General features: G+C 72.3%; 26 protein-coding genes. 20 read left to right on the top strand and 6 right to left on the bottom strand.

The window, feature by feature from the left end:
* Positions 1–22 precede the first annotated feature (22 nt).
* The gene (gene nagB / locus OG403_RS34645) at positions 23–805 is read right to left on the bottom strand and encodes a glucosamine-6-phosphate deaminase (protein WP_329571499.1); all 783 of its coding nucleotides are present in this window, start codon (positions 803–805) and stop codon (positions 23–25) included.
* Between the two features lie 204 nt (positions 806–1009).
* Between nagB and OG403_RS34650 the strand changes: the two genes are divergently transcribed.
* Positions 1010–1363: an ArsR/SmtB family transcription factor gene (locus tag OG403_RS34650; protein WP_329571501.1), complete on the top strand. Its 354-nt coding sequence runs from the start codon at positions 1010–1012 to the stop codon at positions 1361–1363.
* Positions 1360–1581 (top strand): DUF6126 family protein, encoded by a 222-nt coding sequence (locus OG403_RS34655; protein WP_329571503.1) that lies wholly within the window; start codon positions 1360–1362, stop codon positions 1579–1581. The genes OG403_RS34650 and OG403_RS34655 overlap by 4 nt, the downstream gene beginning before the upstream one ends.
* A 31-nt stretch (positions 1582–1612) precedes the next feature.
* On the opposite strand, the gene OG403_RS34660 is transcribed toward OG403_RS34655, so the two are convergent.
* Positions 1613–2203: a hypothetical protein gene (locus OG403_RS34660; RefSeq protein WP_329571505.1), complete on the bottom strand. Its 591-nt coding sequence runs from the start codon at positions 2201–2203 to the stop codon at positions 1613–1615.
* A gap of 164 nt (positions 2204–2367) precedes the next feature.
* Between OG403_RS34660 and OG403_RS34665 the strand changes: the two genes are divergently transcribed.
* Positions 2368–2856, top strand: coding sequence for a GNAT family N-acetyltransferase (locus OG403_RS34665; protein WP_329571507.1), 489 nt, complete (start codon positions 2368–2370; stop codon positions 2854–2856).
* Between the two features lie 126 nt (positions 2857–2982).
* Entirely contained in the window at positions 2983–4314 is a 1332-nt protein-coding gene (locus tag OG403_RS34670) for a S53 family peptidase (protein ID WP_329571508.1), read from the top strand.
* A 97-nt stretch (positions 4315–4411) separates the two neighbouring features.
* On the opposite strand, the gene OG403_RS34675 is transcribed toward OG403_RS34670, so the two are convergent.
* Positions 4412–5218 (bottom strand): thioesterase family protein, encoded by an 807-nt coding sequence (locus OG403_RS34675; protein ID WP_329571510.1) that lies wholly within the window; start codon positions 5216–5218, stop codon positions 4412–4414.
* A gap of 246 nt (positions 5219–5464) precedes the next feature.
* Here OG403_RS34675 and OG403_RS34680 point away from each other — a divergent pair, with 246 nt between their 5' ends.
* Complete coding sequence (locus OG403_RS34680; protein ID WP_329572709.1) at positions 5465–5926, top strand: hypothetical protein; 462 nt, start codon at positions 5465–5467, stop codon at positions 5924–5926.
* A gap of 12 nt (positions 5927–5938) precedes the next feature.
* Here OG403_RS34680 and OG403_RS34685 read toward each other — a convergent pair whose 3' ends face one another.
* The 3 genes from OG403_RS34685 to pepN all read right to left on the bottom strand — a co-directional run bounded on the left by OG403_RS34685 (position 5939) and on the right by pepN (position 10794).
* Positions 5939–7381: a glycoside hydrolase family 16 protein gene (locus OG403_RS34685; protein ID WP_329571512.1), complete on the bottom strand. Its 1443-nt coding sequence runs from the start codon at positions 7379–7381 to the stop codon at positions 5939–5941.
* Between the two features lie 264 nt (positions 7382–7645).
* Positions 7646–8206, bottom strand: a complete 561-nt coding sequence (locus OG403_RS34690; protein WP_329571514.1) for a GNAT family N-acetyltransferase — start codon at positions 8204–8206, stop codon at positions 7646–7648.
* Between the two features lie 101 nt (positions 8207–8307).
* Positions 8308–10794 (bottom strand): aminopeptidase N, encoded by a 2487-nt coding sequence (gene pepN / locus OG403_RS34695; RefSeq protein WP_329571516.1) that lies wholly within the window; start codon positions 10792–10794, stop codon positions 8308–8310.
* Positions 10795–10870: 76 nt separating this feature from the next.
* Here pepN and OG403_RS34700 point away from each other — a divergent pair, with 76 nt between their 5' ends.
* From OG403_RS34700 to hypF, 15 genes are all read left to right on the top strand, one after another.
* Positions 10871–11443 carry a hypothetical protein gene (locus tag OG403_RS34700; protein WP_329571518.1) on the top strand — a complete coding sequence of 191 codons (573 nt, stop codon included), beginning with the start codon at positions 10871–10873 and terminating at the stop codon, positions 11441–11443.
* Between the two features lie 16 nt (positions 11444–11459).
* On the top strand, positions 11460–11981 hold the full coding sequence (locus OG403_RS34705) for a MarR family winged helix-turn-helix transcriptional regulator (protein WP_329571520.1): 522 nt from the start codon (positions 11460–11462) through the stop codon (positions 11979–11981).
* Positions 11982–12195: 214 nt separating this feature from the next.
* Positions 12196–12324: a hypothetical protein gene (locus OG403_RS34710; protein WP_329571521.1), complete on the top strand. Its 129-nt coding sequence runs from the start codon at positions 12196–12198 to the stop codon at positions 12322–12324.
* Positions 12325–12412: 88 nt separating this feature from the next.
* Positions 12413–12985 (top strand): cupredoxin domain-containing protein, encoded by a 573-nt coding sequence (locus tag OG403_RS34715; protein ID WP_329571523.1) that lies wholly within the window; start codon positions 12413–12415, stop codon positions 12983–12985.
* A 140-nt stretch (positions 12986–13125) separates the two neighbouring features.
* Entirely contained in the window at positions 13126–14211 is a 1086-nt protein-coding gene (locus OG403_RS34720) for a hydrogenase expression protein HypE (protein ID WP_329571526.1), read from the top strand.
* 150 nt (positions 14212–14361) lie between these two features.
* The gene (locus OG403_RS34725; RefSeq protein ID WP_329571529.1) at positions 14362–16146 is read left to right on the top strand and encodes a nickel-dependent hydrogenase large subunit; all 1785 of its coding nucleotides are present in this window, start codon (positions 14362–14364) and stop codon (positions 16144–16146) included.
* Positions 16143–16607, top strand: a complete 465-nt coding sequence (locus tag OG403_RS34730) for a hypothetical protein (RefSeq protein WP_329571531.1) — start codon at positions 16143–16145, stop codon at positions 16605–16607. Before OG403_RS34725 ends, OG403_RS34730 begins: the two co-directional genes overlap by 4 nt.
* Entirely contained in the window at positions 16604–17251 is a 648-nt protein-coding gene (locus OG403_RS34735) for a DUF5947 family protein (RefSeq protein ID WP_442911030.1), read from the top strand. Before OG403_RS34730 ends, OG403_RS34735 begins: the two co-directional genes overlap by 4 nt.
* Positions 17248–17892, top strand: coding sequence for a DUF6084 family protein (locus tag OG403_RS34740; protein WP_329571533.1), 645 nt, complete (start codon positions 17248–17250; stop codon positions 17890–17892). Before OG403_RS34735 ends, OG403_RS34740 begins: the two co-directional genes overlap by 4 nt.
* Positions 17889–19262: a hypothetical protein gene (locus tag OG403_RS34745; protein ID WP_329571535.1), complete on the top strand. Its 1374-nt coding sequence runs from the start codon at positions 17889–17891 to the stop codon at positions 19260–19262. Before OG403_RS34740 ends, OG403_RS34745 begins: the two co-directional genes overlap by 4 nt.
* A complete protein-coding gene (locus tag OG403_RS34750) occupies positions 19259–19798 on the top strand; it encodes a hydrogenase maturation protease (protein WP_329571536.1) in 540 nt (179 codons plus the stop codon). Before OG403_RS34745 ends, OG403_RS34750 begins: the two co-directional genes overlap by 4 nt.
* Positions 19792–19896: a DUF6893 family small protein gene (locus OG403_RS36820; protein WP_442911031.1), complete on the top strand. Its 105-nt coding sequence runs from the start codon at positions 19792–19794 to the stop codon at positions 19894–19896. The genes OG403_RS34750 and OG403_RS36820 overlap by 7 nt, the downstream gene beginning before the upstream one ends.
* A gap of 143 nt (positions 19897–20039) precedes the next feature.
* A complete protein-coding gene (gene hypA / locus OG403_RS34755; protein ID WP_329571538.1) occupies positions 20040–20420 on the top strand; it encodes a hydrogenase maturation nickel metallochaperone HypA in 381 nt (126 codons plus the stop codon).
* 5 nt (positions 20421–20425) lie between these two features.
* The gene (hypB, locus tag OG403_RS34760; RefSeq protein ID WP_329571540.1) at positions 20426–21232 is read left to right on the top strand and encodes a hydrogenase nickel incorporation protein HypB; all 807 of its coding nucleotides are present in this window, start codon (positions 20426–20428) and stop codon (positions 21230–21232) included.
* 2 nt (positions 21233–21234) lie between these two features.
* On the top strand, positions 21235–23574 hold the full coding sequence (hypF, locus tag OG403_RS34765; protein ID WP_329572713.1) for a carbamoyltransferase HypF: 2340 nt from the start codon (positions 21235–21237) through the stop codon (positions 23572–23574).
* The last annotated feature ends 1 nt before the right edge of the window (position 23575 follow it).

Consider the following 23575-nt stretch of genomic DNA (forward strand, 5'->3'; position numbering starts at 1 on the left):
CGGGGTTCGCCGCTCGGGTCGCTCAGATCGACTGCCAGGCCGGCTTGGCCGCGTAGGTGGCGCGGAAGTAGTCGGCCAGCTTGAGCCGGGTGGCCGCCGCCTCGTCCACCACCACGGTGGCGTGCGGGTGCAGCTGCAGCGCGGAGGCGGGGACCAGCGCGGAGAGCGGGCCTTCGACGGCCTGCGCGACGGCCTCGGCCTTGGCCTCGCCGGTGGCCAGCAGCACCAGGTGGCGGGCCTCCAGGATGGTGCCGATGCCCTGGGTGATCACGTGGTGCGGGACCTCGTCGAGGCTGTCGAAGAAGCGGGCGTTGTCGACCCGGGTCTGCTCGGTGAGCGTCTTGATCCGGGTCCGCGAGGCCAGCGAGGAGCACGGCTCGTTGAAGCCGATGTGCCCGTCGGTGCCGATCCCGAGCAGCTGCAGGTCCACGCCGCCGGCCGCGGCGAGCTGCTGGTCGTAGGCCGTGGCGGCGGCCGCGATGTCCTCGGCGGAGCCGTCGGGGCCCAGGAAGGCGTCCTCCGTGATGCCCAGGGGCTCGAGCACCTCTCGCAGCACGACCGAGCGGTAGGACTCGGGGTGCCCCTTGGGCAGGCCGACGTATTCGTCGAGCTGGCAGATCCGGGCGCGTGACACGTCCAGCGTTCCGCCCTGCACCCGAGTGGCCAGGGCCTGGTAGATCGGCAGCGGCGTCGACCCGGTGGCCACGCCGACCAGCGCGTCGGGCTTGCCGGTGAGCAGCTCCGCGATCGCCGTGGCGATCAGCTCACCGCCCGCGGCGGCGTCGGGAACGATCACAATCTCCATCTTGACCAACCGTCCGAATGCGTGTATGTAGTGGTCTAGACCAATCTCCAGGAGTTTATCGCAGTTCGCGGGCGGTTCGAAAGTCCGGGCGAGTGGCGCGTGCGGGCGCCGTCAGGTCGGCTTCCGCCTGGGGGTGACTTGAAGAATTCTTCAAGTTCGGAGAAGCTGGCGCCCGACGCGACACAGGACGGGAGGAGGACGGGCATGCCGGTTCCGCTCTACCAGGCCAAGGCGGAGTTCTTCCGCACCCTCGGCCACCCGGCCAGGATCCGGGTCCTCGAGCTGCTCCAGGACGGGCCGCGCCCGGTGCGCGAGCTGCTCGCCGCGATCGAGATCGAGCCGTCCAGCCTCTCCCAGCAGCTCAGCGTGCTGCGCCGGAGCAACCTGGTGACCGCCACCCGCGAGGGCAACACCGTGGTCTACGCGCTGAGCACTCCCGACGTGGCCGACCTGCTGCGAGCGGCGCGGCGGATCCTGACCGAGATGATCGCCGACCAGGAGCAGCTGCTGGTGCAGCTGCGCGCGGGGGTCGGCCAGCCGAAGGAGCGAGTCCGGTGACGACCGATCCGGCGAACGGGATGACTGTGCCGACCGGGACGGCTCCGGCCGACGGGACGGGCCCGACGGACGGGACGAGCCCGTTGAACGAGACCATCCGGGACGAGAACAGCAAGCGCAGGGCGGCACTGGTCCGGGCCGGTATCTACATCGCCGGGACGCACTTCTTCGCGTTCTTCGTCATGCTGCTCTTCTTCCTGGGCAGCCACCGTCACTGACCGCGCCGCGACTGCCCGGGTCGAGCCGCTCTCAAGCCGCTCCCCGCCGGGGCTCAGGGGACTGCAGCAGCGCGCGCACCTCGTCCGGGGTCGCGCCGGCGTAGAAGTGGGCGAAGACCACCCGCCCCGAGGAGCTCATCGGAGTGGCGGCACCGATCCAGAGCGAGCCGAAGCCGTAGCGGCCGTGGATCAGCGGCCGGATCTCGCCGTCCGGACCGGTCCGTCCGGCCAGCCGCAGCGGGCCGCCCACGGTCCGCTCGGTCCACTGCGCCAGCTCCATCAGCTCCGGCTGGTCCGGGAACTCCTCCAGCAGGCTGTCCAACTGCGGTACGACCCTGCGCACCCAGTAGCGGTCGTGCTCGGGCAGCTGGGCGCGCCCCTCCCAGACCATCCACTTGAACATGTTCTCGGGCACTCGCCGCCCGGTGAACGCGTCCGCGAACGCGTCGTTGTAGGCGATCACCCGCCAGGCGGCGTCGACCGCGTAGGCGATCGGTCCGACCAGTTCCTTGCCCGGCGCGTGCTCGGTGATCTGCGCAACGGTGCTGCGCACGAAGCCGGCCCAGGTCGAGTCGGCGTTCGCTGGTGCCGCGCCGATCTGCGGTTCCTCCGAAAGCGTCATGAGCACGATTGTGCCCCGAGCCCTGCTCGCCCGACCAGGGAGGTCCGACCAGGGAGTCTTCGCACGCCCCGGAGCGAGCACGCGACGGGTGCGCCGGGCGACCGGAACGCGCACGCCCGCAAACCCGGTTGACGCCTCCGCTCCCGAACCGGCTTCCTGCTGCGGTGTCCAACTCCGACAGCTCCCCGAACCCGCAGGCCGGCGCGCTCCGCATCGAACAGGTCGACGGCGAGCCCTGGCTCGAAGACTGGCAGTACGTCCACAATCTGATCATCCCCACCGACCCCCTGACGCTGGACGAGGTGCGCGAGCGCAGCCGGCGCAACCGGCTCGAGGTGGCGTACCTCGGCGAGCTCCTGGTGGGCTGCTCCACGGTCCGGCCGCCCGCACCGGATACGGCGACCGGTGAGCAGGCCACGGCCACCGTCATCGCCCGGGTGCTGCCCGCCCACCGCGGGCAGGGGATCGGCGAGGAGCTCTACACGCGCGGACTGGCCCACGCGCGACAGCTCGGCGCCGCCGCTGTCGAAACGGTCGTCCTGGAGTCGAACACCGCCGGACTGCGGTTCGCGGAACGCCACGGGTTCGTCGAGGTGGAGCGCTACCTGCTGCCCGGCGACAGCATCCGCTACGTCGACCTCCGGCTGGCCTGAGGCCGGAACGGCGAACCCCTTTCTCCCACAGCTCCCTGACGAGTCATTGACAACACGGGGCGGATGCGGTGGCCTGAACACCTCAACTGCTCCGCTGTCTCATCTGGGAGGGGAACCGCCGTGCCCGTGTCCGCCCGTCTGCGACTCGTGGCCGCCACCGCAGGGGCCTTCGCGCTCGCCCTGCTGCCGACGGTCAGTCAGTCCGCCGCCACCGCCGACCAGGCCGCCGCCGCGCAGTCCGTCCGGCTCGCCCCGGCGGCCGGGCCCGCCGTGCACCCGCTGCGGCACGCCGTCCCGGCCGACGACCCGGTGCTCGGTGCGCCGCTGTCCACCAGCGCGTGCGTCACCCAGCTGCACCGCGCCTGCTACTCGCCGCTCCAGTACCGCACCGCCTACGACCTCAACCCGCTCTACCAGCACGGGATCACCGGCCAGGGGCGGACCATCGTGATCGTCGACTCGTTCGGCTCGCCGACCATCCAGCACGACCTGGACACCTGGTCGGCGCACTGGGGCATCCCCAGCAGCAAGGTGGACGTGGTGCAGTGGGGGCAGGTCCCGCCCTTCGACCCGAAGAACGCCGACATGGACGGCTGGGCCAGCGAGAGCACCTTGGACGTGGAGGCCGCCCACGCGGTGGCGCCCGGCGCGAAGATCGTGCTGCTGGAGACCGGCGTCTCGGAGACCGAGGGCCCGGTCGGCGTCCCCGAGATGATGAACGGCATCAACCACCTGGTCAACACCGGCCAGGCGGACGTGGTGTCGATGAGCTGGGCGACCAGCGAGGGGATGTTCCCCGGGTTCGCGCAGGGCGACTACACCAGCCTGACCACGCTGCGCTACGCCTTCACCAACGCCGCTAAGCACGGCGTCACGCTGACCGCCAGCTCCGGCGACGGCGGTGGCGACTCGACCAAGCTGGACGCCGCCTGGCCGGCCGGCGACCCGCTGGTCACCGCGGTCGGCGGCACCGAGCTGTACCTCGACGACCAGGGCAACCGGACCGCGCCCGACGCCGCCTGGTCGGGCAGCGGCGGCGAGCTGTCCAAGGTCTTCGCCCGCCCGAGCTACCAGAACCCGGTCAGCTCGGTGGTCGGCGACCACCGGGGCACCCCGGACGTCAGCATGGCGGGCTCGCCCAACGGCGCACTGTGGCTGTACTCCAGCTTCGACCCGGCCAACACCGGCTGGACGGCGGACGGCGCCGGCACCAGCGAGTCCTCCCCGCTCTTCGCCGGGGTCGTCGCGCTGGCCGACCAGGCCGCCGGCCACCGCCTCGGTGTGATCGACCAGGACCTGTACCGCCTCTACAGCCGCCACTCGGCCGGCATCGTCGACGTCACCACCGGCTCGACCGGCCCGAGCGGCTACACCGCGGGCCCCGGCTACGACCAGGCGACCGGCGTCGGCACGGTGGACGTGGCCAAGCTGGTGCGGGCGCTCGCCCACCAGCACTGACGCGATCCGCCACAGCGCACGAGGGCGGGGCCACCGCACCGGTGGCCCCGCCCTCGCGCCCAGTCGCGCCGACTCCCCACCCGTTCCCGACGCATCGTCAGCGTTCCGCGACGAAGAGCGTCTGCAGCACCCGGCCGCAGTCGCCCAACTCGTCGTCCAGCCGCCCCAGGGCCAGGCCCGAGCCCGCCGGGCTGGCCGTGGTCGCCGCGCTCAGGCAGAGCCACTCGCCGACCGGATCGCGGTGCAGGGCCAGCGTGACATCGGTGTTGATCACCTGTTGGCGGACGTGGTCGAGTTCGAAAGCCACCGCCCAGTTGCTGTCGGCCAGCGTCAGCGCCCGGGTCAGCGGTGTGTCCGCCTCGCACGCCACCAGCGGCACCCGCTGGCGGGCCCAGGCCGTCCCGGGCCCGAGCCGGTCGAAATCGGACCCCGCCGGCCAGCGCCACTCCATCGCGGAGACGTAGCCGTCGAGGTTGGCGCCGCGCAGCGTGTGCGGCGGCTGCGGTCCGGGCAGCGGCGGTGGGGTGGGCTCCGGGCGCAGGGTGGGCGTGTCCGCCGGACTGGCCGTCACCCGCCAGGCCCGGGCCAGCATCACGACCTGGCCGTGCGCCGTGATCTCGCCCTCCAGCAGCTCGCTGCGCGCACCCGCCCGGACCGTGCGCACCTCGACGGTCAGCTCGTCCACCGGCACCGGACGCGGGATGTCCAGCGTCACCCGGGCGATCCGGAACCCCTCGCGCGGCTGGTGCCGCTGCAGCGCCCGGCCCAGCAGCGCGGACGGCGGCCCGGCGTGCTGCGCCTTCGGGCTCCACGGCCCTGCCGTGTGCCGGGTGCTCTCGAACCGGCCCCCGCCCAGGTCCCGGTAGAAGGCGTCGGGCACGCCCGAAAACCCGGTCGTCGTCATCTCGTCCAGCCCTCTCGGCACTTGCTCGGATCTGCCTCTCGCGGCACGACGATAGGCGATCGCCGGGCGGCGTGGACGAGTAGTCCCGGCGGAGCCCTGCCGGACCGGTCCCGCTGCCCGTTCGGCGGACGGCCGGTGTGCGCCGAACGGGGCCGCCGTGCGCGTTTCGGCGATCGGCCGCAGCTCGCCGGTCCTAGCGTGGCGGTGTCCATTCGGGTGTTGCTGTGGGTGAGAGGCGTGACCGAAATGCTGCGCAGACTGGTGATGGTCGTGGGAACCTGCTGCGCCGCCGGCGCACTGCTGGGCGCCGCGCCGACCGTGCCGCTGTTCGACCGGGCCCACCTCGAGGTGGTGCAGGAGGATCCCGACCCCACCCCGGCGGGCGGTCAGACCGTGGTCCGCGCGACCGCTGCCAACACCGGCCCGGGGGTGGCCGGGAAGTTCACCGTGACCGTCACGGTGCCCGACGGCGCCACGCTCCAGCAGCCGAGCTTTCCGCAGGACTGCACCGTGACGCCCGACGGGCACAGCGTGAGCTGCCCCTTCCGCGCGGGGCTCCAGGCGGACCAGACGGCCACCGCCAGCGTGCCGGTGCAGCTCGACCCGAGTGCCTCCGGCACCCTGACCGGTCAGGTGGCCGTCAGCAGCGCCGATGACCCGGACTCGACGAACCACACGGCCTCGTTCGCGATCCAGGTCACCGGCTGACCGCGCGAACTGCTACCGGAACACCCGTACGTAGTCCGAGTCGAAGCTGATCGGGGCGGTGCCGACCGGGCCCGGGTGGAATGACCCGGAGCAGATCGACAGGTTGAGGATCAGGTAGGCCGTCCAGTTCGCGCCGACGCCCTTGTGGTCCTCGAAGACGTCCACGCCGTTGACGTACCAGCCCACCGAGTCCGCGCCGTAGTGGGTGCCGATGGTCACCCACTGGCCCGGCTGCACCGCGTCCTTGTTGTTCCAGTACTTCTGCGCGGGCTTGACGTGGTTGGTCAGCTCCAGCAGGTTCGGGTTGTCCGGGTGGTACTCGAAGGAGTCGATCTCGTTGCCGCCGTTGCGCCAGGTCCACAGGGCCGGCCAGGCGCCGAGGTCCTTGGGCAGCCGGACCCGGGTCTCGGCGTAGTCGCCGGTCTTGACCTTGAAGTTCTCGGCCGTGTTCTCCGTGGTGATCAGGCCGGTGTCCCAGGCCTTGCGACCGCTGCCCGGCAGGCTGAAGCCGCTCGGCTTCGCGGTGAGGGTGGCCACGCCGTTCGCCACCTTGACGCCGTTCGGGTCGATCCGGTCCAGCTTGTCGTCATCCGGGTTGTGGTTGCCGAACCGGTAGGCGCTGCTGTTGACCTTGTTCCACTTGGCGGGGGAGAGCGGGGCGTTGAACTCGTCCGACCAGATCAGACTGGCGCCCGGGATCGGCGAGGTGATCACGGGCGCCGTGCCACTGACCACCAGGGTCTGTTCGGGGAGGTTGCGCCAGGTGCCGGCCTGGTCCTGGTAGAAGCCGAAGATGCGGTAGGTGCCGGCGGGGAAGCTGCGGGCGCCGGTGGTGAGGGTCAGCCCGCTGGGGCAGATCTGGGTGCTGCCGAGGCCGCCGGGGAAGTCGAGGTTGTCGCCGGCCTCGTTCCGCACGCCGATGCCGACCGCCTTGGCGGTGAAGCAGACGTTCGAGTGGACGGTCAGCTGCCCGGTCACCGGTGTGTCAGCGGTGGCGGTGGTGGGGGTGAGCTTGTCCCGGGTCACCACCGGGGTGGGGGTGCTGACGGTCAGGGTCTGTTCGGGGAGGTTGCGCCAGGTGCCGGCCTGGTCCTGGTAGAAGCCGAAGATGCGGTAGGTGCCGGCGGGGAAGCTGCGGGCGCCGGTGGTGAGGGTCAGGCCGCTCGGGCAGATCTGGGTGTTGCTCAGGCTGCCCGGGAAGTCGAGGTTGTTGTCCTTGGCGTCGCGCACGCCGACCCCGAGCGTCTTGACGGTGAAGCAGGAGCTCGAACGGACCGTCAGCTGCGCGGTGACGGGGGAGTCGGGCAGGGCGCTGGTGGGGGTCAGCCGGTCCTGGAAGACCTGGGGGGTCGCTCGGGTCCCGGCGTACGCGGGGCCGGCGGCCAGGGCGACCAGGAGAGCCAGGGCACCGGCGCTCGTGCTGGTGCGGGCGGGGTGGGAAGTGAGAGGCAGCACGGGCAGCTCCATGACGCCTACACGGAGCATGCCGGGTGTCCGGGCCGGGCCGGGACCGGGAGTGGTCCCGTGCCCCGGTGGTCACGCCGCGACCCGAGGTCTCCGCGCTCCTGCCTGTCTGCGGTGAGCCGGGGCCGCCGGCGGGCAGGCAGGAGGTGGCAGCCCGACGGATCGTCCCGCCAGAGGCGGGCAAAACGTACGTTAAGCACCCATATGGTCACTCACAACTCGCGTCTGGCCGCACCGTTGGCCCCGTCGGTCCGGTCACCAGGACGGTCGGGTCCCGCCGGCCGTACGGGCCCAGCGGTCGGCGAGCAGGCCGAACAGCAGGTCGTCGGTCCACTCGCCCTTGAGCCAGGTGTACTCCGGACGTCGTCCCTCCACCAGGAAGCCGACCCGCTCGAGCAGCCGGGCGGAGCTGCGGTTGCGCGTATCGCACTCCGCCGAGACCCGGTGCAGGCCGCGCTGCTCGAAGAGCTCGCGCAGCACCGCCCGCACCGCCTCGGCGGCGTATCCGTGCCCCTGGTGCTCGGGAGCCAGCGAGAACCCCAGCTCGGCCTGGAGCAGGTTCTCGTGCAGGCACACGCCGAGGTCGCCGATCAGCCGGCCGTCCGCGCGCAGCTCGATCGCGTACTGGAACCAGCCCGGCTGCCCGGGGTCGCCCGCGGCGAAGCCCCGGACCAGCTCGGTGGCCTGGGCCGGCGTCACCGGCGCGGTCCAGCCCTGGTACCGCGCGACGGTCGGGTCGGAGCGGTAGGCGGCCAGTGCGGGGGCGTCCTCGGGGCGGAACCGGCGCAGGTCGAGCCGTGGGGTCTGGAGCAGCATGGAGCAGAGCCTGCCACTCACCGACCCGGGTCGGCCGCTGATTTTTCCGCCGCACGCTCAACCGGCCGGGTACCGCCCGGTTCGACGGAACTGATCGGCCGCTACTTCTCCTCCCGCGATCGGGCCCGGGCCGCTCGCCGCAGCGTGTCGAGCTGGTCCACCAGCCCGCGCCGGGCGGCCGGGACCAGGTCCGCACGGGCCAGGCAGGCCTCAGCCGCCCGGACGGTCCGCTCGGTGGCCGCGAAGACGGGGAAGCCGTGGTGGGTGAGCACCCGGGCCATCGCCGGGCCGCGCGCCGCGGTGGCGGCGGCCACCTCGTCGAAGTAGCGCAGCGTCAGGTCGCCCAGCAGCTCGGCCTGCTCCGACTGCCAGAGGCCCTCGGCCGTGGCGCCGGCCAGGTAGGCGGAGAGCTCGCCGTGGAAGAGCGCGTGCCAGGCGGCCTCCTTCGCGGCGAGCTGCGGCCGGGCCGCGCGGCAGCGGGCCGCGCCCTCCTCGCTGGTGGCGCTCGGGTCGCGGGCCAGCTCGGCGGCGATCTCCGGCTCCTCCAGCGCGCCGAGCACGCTGAGCCGCAGCAGCAGCCGCCAGCGCAGGTCGGGGTCGAGCACCGGGCCGCCGGGGACGGTGCCGGCCGTCAGCCACTGGCGCAGCTCGGCGGTCTCTCCCGTGGTTGCGGTGGCGAGCAGGCCGCGCACGGCGACCAGCCGCAGGCCGCTGTCCTGCGCCTGGCCCTCGGTGCGGTGCAGCAGCGCGCGGTAGACGCCCGCCAGCACGGCGAGTCCCTGCGGGCGGCGGGCGGGCGGCAGGTAGCGATCGACCACGAAGTCGTGGGCGAAGGTGAGCACGGCCTGGATCAGGTGGACCGAGGTCTCGCCGGGCAGGTGGTCGGCGACCAGCTCCAGGTACTGGCTCGGCGTCAACTCGCCGTCCCTGGCCTGGTCCCGGGCCGAGGTCCAGAGCACGGACCGGGCCAGCTCCTCGGGGACGGTGCCCAGCGACTCCCGCACGCAGCGCCAGGACCGGTCGTCCAGGCGGACCTTGACGTAGTCGAGGTCGGTGTCGTTCACCACGGTCAGGTCGGCGGTGCGGACCCGCGCCCCGTCACCCGAGGCGGACAGCTCCAGCGGCTCGCGCGATTCCAGCGTCAACTCGCCGTCCGCGCCGCGCCGGTAGTGCCCGATGCTGACCAGGTGCGGTCGCAGCTGGCCGTCGGCGGAGTCGTGCCGCAACTGCTCGCCGTCCAGCCGCAGCGTGTCCACGCCGGTGGTGCGCAGCCACCGCTCGGCCCAGCCGTGCACGTCCCGGCCGCTGCTGGCGGCGAGCGCCCGCAGCAGGTCGTCCAGCGTGGCGTTGCCGAAGGCGTACTGCTCGAAGTACTGGTTGACGCCGGCCAGGAACTGCTCCTCGCCCAGCCAGGCGACCAACTGGCGCAGCGCGCAGGCGCCCTTGGCGTAGGAGATGCCGTCGAAGTTCTGCAGTGCCTGCGCGGTGTCGGTGACCCCCTCGGCGGCCACCGGGTGGGTGGAGGGGCGCTGGTCGGCGTCGTAGCCCCAGGTCTTGCGGGCGGCCCCGAAGCCGGTCCAGGCGCTGGAGAAGCGGGTGGACTCGGCGGCGACGGTGTAGCCCATGTACTCGGCGAAGGACTCGTTCAGCCACAGGTCGTCCCACCACTTCATGGTGACCAGGTCGCCGAACCACATGTGCGCCATCTCGTGGGCGATCACCATGGCGCGTTCCTCGCGCTCGGTGTCGGCCACGGCGGACCGGAAGAGGTACTCGTCGCGCAGCGTCACGCAGCCCGGGTTCTCCATCGCGCCGGCGTTGAACTCGGGGACGAAGCACTGGTCGTAGCTGTCGAAGGGGTAGCGGGTGCGGAAGATCCGGTGGTAGTGGTCGAAGCCCTGCCGGGTGACCTCGAGGATCTCCGGCGCCTCCGCGTCCAGGTGGGCGGCCAGCGAGCGGCGGCAGTGCAGGCCGAGCGGGATGCCGTCGTGCTCGGCGTGCAGCGAGTGGAGCGGGCCGGCCACCAGGGAGACCAGGTAGCTGCTGATCCGTCGGGTGGGCGCGAAGGTCCAGCGGCCGGCCTCGCCCGAGGTGGTGAGGCTGTTGCTCACCACGGTCCACTCCGGCGGGGCGGTGACCGACAGGGTGTGGACCGCCTTGAGGTCGGGCTGGTCGAAGGAGGCGAAGACCCGGGGGCCGTCGTCCAGGAAGGACTGGGTGTAGAGGTACTCCTCGCCGTCGGCCGGGTCGGTGTACCGGTGCATGCCCTCGCCGGTGTGCGAGTAGGCCATGTCCGCCTCGACGGTCAGCTCGTTCTCCGCCGCCAGCCCGGTCAGCGGGAACCGGCCCGCCGCCAGCGCCGTGACGTCCAACTCGGTGCCGTTGAGCAGCACGCGCAGCAGCCGGGCCGGCTTGACGTCCACGAAGGTCGCCGATCCCGGCTCGGCGCAGGCGAAGCGGATCACCGTGGTGGAGCCGAACACCTCGGCGCCCCGGGTGAGGTCGAGGTCGATGGTGGTGGTGCGGACGTCGATCAGGCGGTGGCGCTCGACGGCTTCGGCGCGCGTCAGTACGGAGGTCGCAGACATGGGGATCATGCTGCCTTATCCGCGCCGCCACCCGGGGGGCTATGGCGGATCAGGGTGGGACGGACACGATGAGTCCATGCTGCTGACACTGACCGGCGGGGCCGGCGCCGGAAAGACCACCCTGGCCACCGCGCTGGCCGCCACTGCCGACGGGCGCACCGTGCGACTGCTGCACGGTGACGACTACTACGTCACCGATCGGGAGCAGGGGGTCTGGGCCCGCGACGAGGGCGGGACCTGGCGGCTGGACGTCGGCGATCCGCGCTCGATCGACGCCGAGCGTCTGGCGCTGGAGGTCGACGCAGCGCTGGCCGGGGCGGCGGTGGTCGTGCTGGAGGGGCTCTTCGCCGAGCGGGTCGTCCCGCGCACACCCGGCGCCCGGTTCGACGTCTTCGTCGACCTGCCGGCCGATCTGCGGCTGGCCCGGAAGATCCAGCGCAAGGTGCTGCGCGAGGGGTTCCCGCTGGAAGTCCTGCTGCGCAACTACCTGGAGCACCGCCGCGCCGCCCACGAGCGCCACATCGAGCCCGCCCGGCACCGCGCCGACCTGGTGGTGGACGGCGCGTGGGCACCGGAACCGCTGGCCCGGCAGATCTGGTCGGCGCTCGCGCCGGCGTGCGGAGAGGCGCTTGACCGAGTCACTGGTTAGGCGCCATATTACTTTCATGAGTCAGCATGCCGATGATCCTGCCGCCCAGCCGACGCTGGATCAGGCCCGGCATCAGATCCAGCGCTACGGCCTGGCGGCCGATCCGCAGGCGGTGCTGGTCGCGGTGCGGCTGATGGCCGCCGGCGCCCGGCTCGGGCAGGCGGCCGAGGCGCACTTCGGCCGGTTCGGGCTCTCCGCCGGGCGCTACCGGCTGCTGGCCGACCTGGAGGACCACGGCGGCGAGAAGTCGCCGTCCCAGCTCGCGGCCGGGCTCGGGGTCTCCCGGGCCACGGTGACCGGCCTGGTGGACGGCCTTGAACGGGAGGGGCTGGTGGCACGGCGGTCCTCCCGGGAGGACGGGCGGGCCACCGTCGTGGTGCTGACGGCGCGTGGGGCCGAGCGGCTGCGGGAGATGGCGCCGGAGCACTTCGAGCGGCTGCAGGCGATGGTCGGCGCGCTGACCGAGGCCGAGTGCGGCCAGTTCCTCGAGCTGCTGGGCCGGATCGTGCGAGGGATCGGCGCGCTGACCGAGGAGTAGTCGGGTCGGACCTTGTGCCCCGCGGTTCTGCGGGGCTTTTCCGCGGCGTAATAGTTAGGCACCTAATTATAAATCCGGAGGTTACGCATGCGCCAACAGGACGAGCGGACGAGCCGTCGTCGCTCCGGCGGACCGGTACGTCGAGCTGGCGCCGGATCAGCTGCGCGCCCAGCTGGTCTCGCGGGGCGGGCTGCCCGGTTGGCTGGTCGACCACGTGGCGGAGATCCAGCAGCTCGCGGTGGCCAGGACCGAGCGGCCGACCGACACGGTCGCCCGCCTGCTCGGACGGGATCCGCGCGGCCTGGAGGCCTTCCTGGCCGAGCGCCTCGACCTGTTCCGCTGAGCCCTGTTCCGCTGAGCCCTGTTCTGCTGGGCCCGAGCGCCCCGGGGACCGTCTAGCCCGAGCGGGTGGACGGCCCCCGGGAGCTCGGGTGTCGGTCCCGCCGGTGCTGTTCGAGCAGGCGACCCTCGTCCGCAAGGAACGAGGAGAGCACACCATGAAGATCCCGCACCATCCCCGGTCGAGCGCGCGTCGGCGGGCCCCGGCGCTGCTGCTCGCCGCGCTGGCCGTCGTCGCCGTCACCGGCTGTTCGAGCAGCTCGAGCAGCTCGACCCCCAAGGCGGCGGCCACCACCCCACCCGCCAGTGCCCCGGTCGGCGCTCCGAGCGCCGGAACCTCCGCGACGGGCTCCGCCGCCGCCTCCGCGAGCACCGGCACGAGCGTCACCGTCACTGAGAAGGAGTACTCGATCACCCCCTCGCAGACCCAGCTCGCGCCGGGTACGTACACCTTCGTCGCGGAGAACACCGGAACCGTCGTGCACGCCCTGGAGATCGCGGGGCCGGGGGTGAGCGCCACCCGGACCGACTCGATCCCGCCCGGCCAGCAGGCGAAGCTCACCGTCACCCTCCAGCCGGGCAGCTACGAGCTCTGGTGCCCGATCGACAGCCACAAGGCGCTCGGCATGGACACCCACATCCAGGTCGCCGGTAGCAGCTCCTGATCGCCCGATCGGCGGCAGTGACGCGCCGCTGTTCGGGGTACCGTCGCGGCCCTTCGTCCGGCCGAGGGGCGCATGGGGCTGCTATGAAGAAGCCTGAGCCCGTTTTGTCGGTCTCATCCCTTTTCTGAGGAGGCATCCTCATGGGTGCTACAGCATCGGCCGCGACCGAAGAAGGTCGCGGTGCATCCCAGGGCGGCGAGGAGCCGCTGGTACACATCCTCTGGATCAACGCCGGTCTCAGCTGCGACGGTGACTCCGTCTCGCTGACCGCCGCCATGCAGCCGAGCATCGAGGAGATCGTCACCGGCGCGCTCCCGGGGCTGCCGAAGATCGCGGTGCACTGGCCGCTGATCGACTTCGAGTGCGGGCCCGTGCAGGGCGCGGACAACTTCATCGAGTGGTTCTTCAAGGCTGACCGAGGTGAACTCGAGCCCTTCGTCCTGGTGGTCGAGGGCTCGATCCCGAACGAGTCGATCAAGAAGGAGGGCTACTGGTGCGGCTTCGGCGACGATCCGACCACCGGTCAGCCCATCACCACCAGTGAGTGGTTGGACCGTCTCGCGTCCAAGGCCACGGCCGTGGTCGCGATCGGCACCTGCGCCACCTACGGCGGCATCCACGCGATGGCCGGCAACCCGACCGGTGCGATGGGCGTGCCCGACTACCTCGGCTGGGAGTGGAAGTCGAAGGCCGGGCTGCCGATCGTCTGCGTGCCGGGCTGCCCGATCCAGCCGGACAACTTCTCCGAGACGCTGACCTACCTGCTCTACCAGTTGGCCGGCTCCGCGCCGATGATCCCGCTGGACGACAAGCTCCGTCCCACCTGGCTGTTCGGCGCGACCGTGCACGAGGGCTGCGACCGCGGTGGCTACTACGAGCAGGGCCAGTTCGCCAGCGAGTACGGGCGGCCCGAGTGCCTGGTCCGGCTCGGCTGCTGGGGCCCGGTGGTCAAGTGCAACGTCACCAAGCGCGGGTGGATCAACGGTGTCGGCGGCTGCCCCAACGTGGGCGGCATCTGCATCGCCTGCACCATGCCGGGCTTCCCGGACAAGTTCATGCCGTTCATGGACCCGCCGCCCGGCTCGCACATCTCGTCGGGCGCCAGTGCGGCGTACGGCAAGGTGATCCGCCGGCTGCGCTCGATCACCGCGCAGACGCTGGACAAGGAGCCCAAGTGGCGGCACTCCGGCGGCCGGCTGACCACCGGTTACCGCCCGCCGTGGTGACCCGCTGAACCGTGGCGGGCCGCACGCCCCACGCGTGCGGCCCGCCGCTGCGTCCCCCCACCCCGCGAGCACATCCCGTGAGCAGGGCTCCGCGCGAGCTGATCGTGCGCACCGGCCCCGCGAGCAGAGCAGAAGGGCACGACAGAGACGATGGCACCGACGACGAAGGCGGCCGGCGACGGCAGCGGCCTGGTGGAGATGTCCTGGGACCCGATCACCCGGATCGTGGGCAGCCTGGGCATCCACACGAAGATCGACTTCAAGCAGAAGAAGGTCGCCGAGTGCTACAGCACGTCGTCGGTCTTTCGCGGCTACAGCGTCTTCATGCGCGGCAAGGACCCGCGTGACGCGCACTTCATCACCAGCCGGATCTGCGGCATCTGTGGTGACAACCACGCCACCTGTTCCGTCTACGCGCAGAACATGGCCTATGGCGTGAAGCCTCCGCACCTCGGCGAGTGGATCATCAACCTCGGTGAGGCCGCCGAGTACATGTTCGACCACAACATCTTCCAGGAGAACCTGGTCGGGGTCGATTACTGCGAGAAGATGGTCCGCGAGACCAACCCCGGGGTGCTGGAGCTGGCCGAGCGCACCGAGGCCCCGCACGCGGGCGACCACGGGTACAAGACGATCGCCGACATCATGCGCTCGCTCAACCCGATCGAGGGCGAGTTCTACCGCGAGGCGCTCCAGGTCAGCCGCTACACCCGGGAGATGTTCTGCCTGATGGAGGGTCGCCACGTGCACCCCTCCACGCTCTACCCGGGCGGCGTCGGCACGGTGGCCACCGTGCAGCTGTTCACCGACTACCTGACCCGGCTGATGCGCTACGTGGAGTTCATGAAGAAGGTCGTGCCGCTGCACGACGACCTCTTCGACTTCTTCTACCAGGCGCTGCCCGGTTACGAGGAGGTCGGCCGCCGCCGGATCCTGCTCGGCTGCTGGGGCAGCCTCAACGACCCCGACCACTGCGACTTCACCTACCGGAACATGACGGCCTGGGGCCGCAAGATGTTCGTCACCCCGGGCGTGATCGTCGACGGCAAGCTGGTCACCAACGACCTCACCGAGATCAACCTCGGCATCCGGATCCTGCTCGGCAGCTCGTACTACGAGGACTGGCAGGGCAAGGAGCTGTTCGTCACCCACGACCCGCTGGGCAACCCGGTCGACCCGCGCCACCCGTGGAACCAGCACACCATCCCGCAGCCGCAGAAGCGCAACTTCGACGACAAGTACAGCTGGGTGATGTCGCCGCGCTGGTTCGACGGCAAGGACTACCTGGCGCTGGACACCGGTGGCGGCCCGATCGCCCGGCTCTGGTCCACCGCGCTCTCCGGGCTGGTCGACATCGGCTACATCAAGGCCACCGGGCACAGCGTGGTGATCAACCTGCCGAAGTCGATGACCAAGCCGGAGACCACCTTCGAGTGGAAGATCCCGCAGTGGAGCAACGCGATCGAGCGCAACCGGGCCCGCACCTACTTCCAGGCCTACGCGGCCGCTGCCGCACTGCACTTCGCGGAGAAGGCGCTCGCCGAGGTGCGCGCCGGCAAGACCCAGACCTGGGAGAAGTTCGAGGTGCCGGACGAGAGCATCGGCTGCGGCTTCACCGAGGCGGTGCGCGGCGTGCTCTCGCACCACATGGTGATCCGGGACGGCAAGATCGCCAACTACCACCCGTACCCGCCCACTCCGTGGAACGCCAGCGTCCGGGACAGCTACGGGACGCCCGGACCCTACGAGGACGCGGTGCAGAACACCCCGATCTTCGAGGAGAACTCCCCGGAGAACTTCAAGGGCATCGACATCATGCGCGCTGTGCGCAGCTTCGACCCCTGCCTGCCGTGCGGGGTGCACATGTACGTCGGCAACGGAAAGACCGTGCAGACCATGCACGTGCCCACCGGCCTGAGCGGGCTCACCGCATGACGGCGGAGGAGCTGGGCGTGCGGGTGCAGCAGGTGCTCGACCGGCTGGACGAGGCCGGGCAGCGCGAGGCCGCCGAGGAACTGGTCCGCACCCTGATGGACTTCTACGGTGCGGGTCTGGCCAAGGTGGCCACGCTGCTGCCCGCCGAGGCGCTCGGCGACGAACTGGTCGCCGGGCTGCTGGTGCTGCACGACCTGCACCCGCAGGACCTGCAGACCCGGATCGCGCACGCGCTGGCGGCGGCGCCCGGCTGGGCGGTGCAGCGGCTGGACGCCGAGCGCGGTGAACTGACGCTGCGTCAGGAAGGCGAGCAGGGCGGCTGCGGCTGCGGCTCCGCGCAGGACGGGCAGCGGATCGAGGAGGTGCTGGCCTGCTTCGCCCCCGAGCTGACGGCGGTCGAACTGGCCCGGCAGCCCACGTTGCTGCAGATCGGCACCCGACCCGTGGCGGAGGTCCGGTGAGCGTGCGTCAGCTCGCCGGTCCCGGCACCGCGCTGCTGCGCCGGCTGCGCGAGCCGGCGCCGCCGCAGCCGGAGCGCTGTGAGTTCTGCGACGTCCAACTGCCGCGTGAGCACCGGCACCTGGCGGACCGAGACGAGCGGGCGCTGGTCTGCGTCTGCCCGGCCTGCGCTCTGCTGTTCCAGCAGTCGGGCGCGGCCGGCGGGCGGTACCGGGGCCTGTCCGGACGCTATCTGGCCGACCCCGGACACCAGTTGGACGAGGCCGCCTGGCAGGCGCTGCGGATCCCGGTCAGCACCGCCTTCCTGTTCCGGGACACCGCGCTCGAACGGCTGGTCACCCTCTATCCGAGCCCGGCGGGAGCGGCCGAAGCCGAACTCGACGAGGCGGCCTGGCAGACGGTGCTGGACGGCAGCCGGCTCGCCACCGAACTGGAGCCGGACACCGAGGCGTTGCTGCTGCGCCGCACGGCGGGGCGGATCGACTGCTACCTGGTGCCGATCGACGTCTGCTACGAGCTGGTCGGTCGGCTTCGGCTGTGCTGGCACGGCTTCGACGGCGGCGCCGAGGCCCGTGCCGAGCTGGACGGCTTCTTCGGCCGGCTGGCCGAGCGGGCCAAGGCGCCGCGGGTGGAGGTGCGGCCGTGACCGAACTCGCCTTCGCTTGCACCGGGGTGCGCTCCGACCCGTACGCGGCCGGACCCACGCTGGTCTTCCGGCTGCGGATCACGGCCGGCGGCGGCGCCCGGGTGCACGCGCTCGCGCTGCGCTGCCAGCTGCGGATCGAACCGGCCCGCCGCCCCTACGGAGAGGCCGAGGGCGAGCGGCTGGCCGACCTGTTCGGCGAGCGCTCGCGCTGGGGCAGCACGCTCAACCCGATCCAGTTCGCCCAGGTCGCGCTGATGGTCCCCGGCTTCGAGGGCACGACCGAGGTGGAGATGGCGGTGCCCTGCACCTATGACCTGGAGGTCGCCGCCACCCGCTACCTGCGCGCGCTGGACGGTGGCGAGGTGCCCCTGCTGCTGCTCTTCTCCGGCACCGCCTTCTCCGGCCCCAGCGGCTTCCAGGTCACCCCGGTGCCCTGGGACAAGGAGGCGGTGGTCCGGATGCCGGCCGCCGTCTGGCGGGACGCGATGGAGCAGCACTTCCCCGGCTGCGGCTGGCTGCGGCTGCCGGGCGACCTGATGGACGAACTGCTCGCCTACCGCTCCCGGCACGCGCTGCCCTCCTGGGAGGCGACGGTCCGCGAGCTGCTGGGGCGGGCCCCGATCGAGGAGGCGGTGCGATGACGGTGTTCCCGGCCCAGTTGGAGGACCGATTCGCGGCGGCCCGGCAGATCGCCGACGCGGTGCTCTTCGAGGGCTATGTGCTCTACCCGTACCGGGCCTCGGCCGCCAAGAACCGGCTGCGCTGGCAGTTCGGCGTGCTGGTCCCGCCGGGTTACGGCCAGCAGAGCGCCGAGCACGCCGACCAGCGCACCGAGTGCGTGATGGAGCCGCGCCGGGGTGCCGCGCTGGCGGTGCAGCTGCGGTTCCTGCGCGCCCAGCGGCGCACCGTGCAGCGGGCGCTGGGCGGTGGGCGGTTCGAGACCGTCGCCGAGCTGGAACTGGCCGACCGGGTGCTCGTCCCGTGGGACGAGGGGGTTGAAGAGCGGATCGAACTCACCGTACCGGTGGACAAGTTGGCGGCCGCCGGGATCGACTTCCCGTTCCGCTCGGCCGCTCGTGAGGAGCGCGAGGAGCTCTTCGAGGGCGGCGAGCCGGTCGGACGGCTGGTGCGGCAGTGCGAACAGCTGGACGGCGTGGTGCGGTTGCGCACTCAGGAGCTGCCCGGCCCCTACCGGGCCGTGCGGTTGACCGCCGAGGTGGCCAACACCTCGGCCTGGCAGCCGGATTCGGACGACCCGCGGGAGGCGGCGCTGCCCCGCTCGCTGGTCTCCGCGCACCTGCTGCTCGGCCTGGACCAGGGCGTCTTCATCTCCGCCACCGACCCGCCGGAGTGGGCCAAGCCGGCGGTCGCCGAGTGCCGCAGTGAGCACACCTGGCCGGTGCTGGTCGGCCCGGCCGGCGACGACTCGGTGCTGCTCTCCTCGCCGATCATCCTGGAGGACCACCCGCAGGTGGCCCCCGAGAGTCCGGGCGCGCTCTACGACGCGACCGAGATCGACGAGATCCTCGCGCTGCGCACGGCCGCGCTCACCGACCGGGAGAAGCGTGAGGCGCGCGGCACCGACGAGCGGGCCGGTGCGGTGATCGACCTCGCCGACTCACTGCCCGCCGAGGTGCTCGAACGGTTGCACGGCGCGGTGCGTTCGCTGCGCGAGGTGACGGCGCCCACCGGGGCGCAGGCCGATCAGCCCTGGTGGGACCCGGGCAACGACCCGGAGGTGGACCCCGAGCGGGACCGGGTGCTGGTCGACGGCCGCTCGGTCGGCGCCGGCAGCCGGGTCCTGCTCAAGCCCGGACGGCGGCGCACCGACGCGCAGGACCTCTTCCTGGCCGGGCACACCGCGCTGGTGGAGGCGGTGCTGCACGACGTGGACGGCTCGGTGCACCTGGCGGTGACCGTCGAGGCCGACCCGGGAGCCGACCTCTGGCGGGCCCAGGGACGGTTCCGCTACTTCCAGCCGGACGAGGTCACGCCGCTGGAGGAGGGATGACGCAGCGTCAGATCCTGGTCGCCGGGGTGGGGAACATCTTCCTCGGCGACGACGGCTTCGGTGTCGAGACGGTGCGCCGGCTCGGCGCCCAGCCGCTGCCCGGGCATGTCGAGGTGGTCGACTTCGGCGTCCGCGGCGTTCACCTCGCCTACCAACTCCTCGACGGCTACCGGATGCTGGTGCTGGTCGACGCCACCGCGCGGGGCGGCCGTCCGGGCACGGTCTACCTGATCGAGGCCTCGGACGGCCCGGTCGAGCAGCTGGAGCCGGTCGGCGCGGCGGTGCTGGACGGGCACCGGATGGGGCCGGACGCGGTGCTCGGCCTGCTGGGCACGCTGAGCGCCGGCACCGGCGGTTCGCCGCCCGCGCGGGTGCTGGTGGTCGGCTGCGAGCCGGCCTGCCTGGAGGAGGGCATCGGGCTGAGCGCACCCGTGGCGGCGGCCGTCGACGAGGCGGTCGCGGTGATCCGGCGCCTGCTGGACGAACCTGAGAGACCGGCTGTGGAACCGGTAGAGAGAAGGGCGACACCATGCTGAAGTTCCTGTTTCGCGGCGCGCTCCTGGCGGGCGTCGGCGCGTTGGTCTGGCAGAGCCTGCCCGATCTGAAGCGCTACCTGCGGATCATGCGCATGTGACCGGGTTCCGCAACCGGAACTGCGGCGAACGGAGTACGCCAGGGCACGGTGGCGGCGCGGCGGCGAGCCGCTGCCGCCACCGTGCCCTGTAATGGTGCCCGCTGTCCAGCACGCCGTTCACACTCCGGGAAGCCGAGGGGCCGATGCACGAGATGTCGATTGCGGTGGCCGTCGTGGAGCAGGTGGAGCGGGCGGCGCGCGAGCACGGTGCGACGGCGGTCGAGGCGATCCGGCTGCAGGTCGGCGAACTGGCCGGTGTGGTACCGCAGTCACTCGAGTTCTGCTTTGAACTCGCTTGCGCTGAAACGGTGTTGGCGGGCGCCTCGCTCACTGTGGAGCCGGTGCCGGCCCGGGCGAGGTGCTCGGGGTGTGCGCGCGAGTGGGCGGTCGGGATGCCGCCAGACCTCGGCTGCCCGCACTGCCCGGGGGTGGCCGGTGAGCTGCTGGCCGGGCGCGAGTTGCAGATCCTGGACGTGCGCTGGGCCGTCGAGCCCGCGCTCGCCCGAGCCGACCAGGAAGGCTGAAGCCGATGTGTCGCACGCTTGATCTCCAGCAGGCGGTGCTCGCCCGCAACGACGACAGCGCCCGTGAGCTGCGGGCGGCGCTGGCCGCCCGGGGCACGGTCGCGGTCAACCTGCTCTCCAGCCCAGGCAGCGGCAAGACCGCGCTGCTGGAGCTCGAACTCGGCCGGGCCCGGGAGCGCGGGGTGCCGGTCGCGGCCCTCACCGCGGACCTGGCCACCGAGAACGACGCGACCCGGTTGGCGCGTTCGGGTGTGCCGGTCAAGCAGGTGCTGACCGACGGGCTGTGCCACCTGGAGGCGGTGATGCTGGCCGGGCACCTGGAGGGCTGGCTACCCGAGCCGACCCGGCTGCTCTTCGTGGAGAACGTCGGCAACCTGGTCTGCCCGGCCTCCTACGACCTCGGCGAGTCGCTGCGGGTGGTGCTCGCCTCGGTCACCGAGGGGGAGGACAAGCCGCTCAAGTACCCCACCGCCTTCGGCCTGGCCAACCTGGTGGTGGTCACCAAGACGGACCTGGCGGCGGCCGTGGACTTCGACGAGGCGGGGTTCCGGGCCAATGTCGCGCGGGTCAACCCCGGCGTCGAGGTGCTGCTCAGCTCGGCCCGCACCGGTCAGGGGGTGGGCACGCTGCTGGACCGGGCGCTGGCGGTGCTGGACGGCGAGCGGGTGCACCAGCCGGTGATGGGGCGGCCGACCGGCCACGACCACGGGCGCGGTCATGACCACGGGCACGACCACGGCCCCGGGGTTGGCCACGGACACCGGTACGGCGTCGATCACGCGCACAACCATGAGCTGATGGAACAGAGTTGACGATCTGTCAGCGAAAGCAGGTCGTGGTCCGGGGGATCGTGCAAGGGGTCGGGTTCCGGCCCTTCGTCTTCGCCCTGGCCACCGAACTCGGCTTGGCCGGACACGTCACCAACACCGGTGACGGCGTACTCGCCGAGGTCGAGGGGCCGCCGGAGGCGTTGGCCGACTTCTGCCGGCGGATCGGCGCCGACGCGCCGCCGCTGGCCCAGGTGGCGGCGGTGGAAGAGCAGTTGGTGGCGGCCACCGGCGGGGCCGGGTTTGCCATCGTCCCCTCGCGGGCCGGCGGGCCGGTGCGCACCCTGATCCCGCCGGACACCGCGACCTGCGCCGACTGCCTGGTCGAACTCGCCGACCCGGCCGACCGGCGCTACCGGCACCCGTTCATCACCTGCACCAACTGCGGCCCGCGCTTCACCATCGTCACCGGCCTGCCCTACGACCGGGCCGCCACCACCATGGCCGGCTTCCCGATGTGCCCGGACTGCGCCCGCGAGTACGCCGACCCGGCGGACCGCCGGTTCCACGCCCAGCCGGTCTCCTGCCACGCCTGCGGGCCCCGGCTCGCGCTGGTCCGGCCCGGTCGGCCGTCGCTCGGCGGCGACGAAGCGGTCGAGCAGGCAAGGGAGTTGATCGGGGCCGGGGCGATCCTGGCGGTCAAGGGGATCGGCGGCTACCACCTGGTCTGCGACGCCACCGACGCCGCGACGGTCGCTCTGCTGCGCCGCCGCAAGAACCGTGGCGACAAGCCCTTCGCGGTGCTGGCCGGTTCGCTCGCCGAACTCGAACCGCTGGTCCGGATCGGCCCGGTGGAGAGGGAGTTGCTCACCGGTCCGGTCCGGCCGATCGTGTTGCTGCGCCGCCGTCCGGGCGGTTTCGCCGTCGCCGAGGCGGTCGCGCCGCGCTGCCCCGACCTGGGCGTCATGCTGCCGTACGCGCCGCCGCACCACCTGCTGCTCGGCCTGCCGGGGGACCCGCCCGGGCCCCGGCTGCTGGTGCTGACCAGCGCCAACCTCTCGGGCGAGCCGATCATCACCGACGACGCCGAGGCGCTGGAGCGCCTCGCGCCGCTGGTGGACGGCTGGTTGACGCACGACCGGCCGATCCGGGTGCCGTGCGACGACTCGGTGGTGCGGGTGGTCGACGGTGAGCAGCTGCCGGTGCGCCGCTCACGCGGCTGGGCCCCGCTGCCGGTGCCGCTGCCGGTGCCGGTGCGCCCGGTGCTCGCGGTCGGCGGGGACCTGAAGAACACCTTCGCGCTGGCCCGCGACGACTACGCCTTCCTCTCCGGGCACATCGGTGACATGGACGACCTGGCCACCCTGCGGGCCTTCGAGGCCGCCGTCGGGCACCTGGGTGCGGTCACCGGTGTGCTGCCCGAACTGCTGGTCGCCGACCGGCATCCGGGCTACCGCTCGGCCCGGCAGGCCGAACGCGCCGCCCAGGGAAGGCCGGTGGTCCGGGTGCAGCACCACCACGCGCACGTCGCGGCCGCGATGGCCGAGCACGGGCTGGACGGCTCGGCGCCGGTGATCGGCGTCGCCTTCGACGGCACCGGCTATGGCACGGACGGCGCGGTCTGGGGCGGCGAGGTGCTGCTGGCCGACTACGACGGGTTCCGCCGCTTCGCCCACCTCGGCTATGTGCCGCTGCCGGGCGGCGATGCGGCGGTGGCCCGCCCGTACCGGATGGCGATCGCCCATCTGTGGGAGGCCGGGCTGGACCGCAGCCCCGAGCTGCCCTGCGTGCGGGCCTGTACGGTGGATGAACTGCCGCTGCTGGAGCAGCAGTTGGCCAGGTCACTGAACTGCGTGCCGACCTCCAGCATGGGCCGGCTCTTCGACGCCGTGGCCGCGCTGGCGGGTGTCTGCCAGCGGGCCGGCTACGAGGCGCAGGCGGCGATCGAGCTGGAGGCGGCGGCCCTCGCGCACGGGCCGGCCGCAGGATACGCGTTCGGACTGGACGCGTTGGGAGTTGGCGCGTCGGGAGTTGACACCGCGTCCGCTGACGCGCCGCTGGTGGCCGACCCGGGGCCGGTGCTGGCCGCCGTGCTGGCCGATCTGCGGTCGGGGGCGTCGCCGGGGCTGATCGCCGCGCGGTTCCACGCCGGGGTCGCCGACCTGGTGGTCCGGCTCTGTGCGGCGGCCCGGGAGCGGCACGGCCTGACGGCGGTGGCGCTGACCGGCGGGGTGTTCGCCAACGCCGTGCTCTCGAGTGCCTGCGCGCGCGGCCTGCGGGCGGACGGCTTCACCGTGCTGCGGCACCGCCGGGTCCCCCCGAACGACGGGGGCCTGGCACTGGGCCAGTTGATGGTGGCGGCGCGAGCCGCCCGTGGAGAGGAGTAAC

It is taken from the genome of Kitasatospora sp. NBC_01266, assembly GCF_036242395.1.
Lineage (GTDB): Bacteria > Actinomycetota > Actinomycetes > Streptomycetales > Streptomycetaceae > Kitasatospora.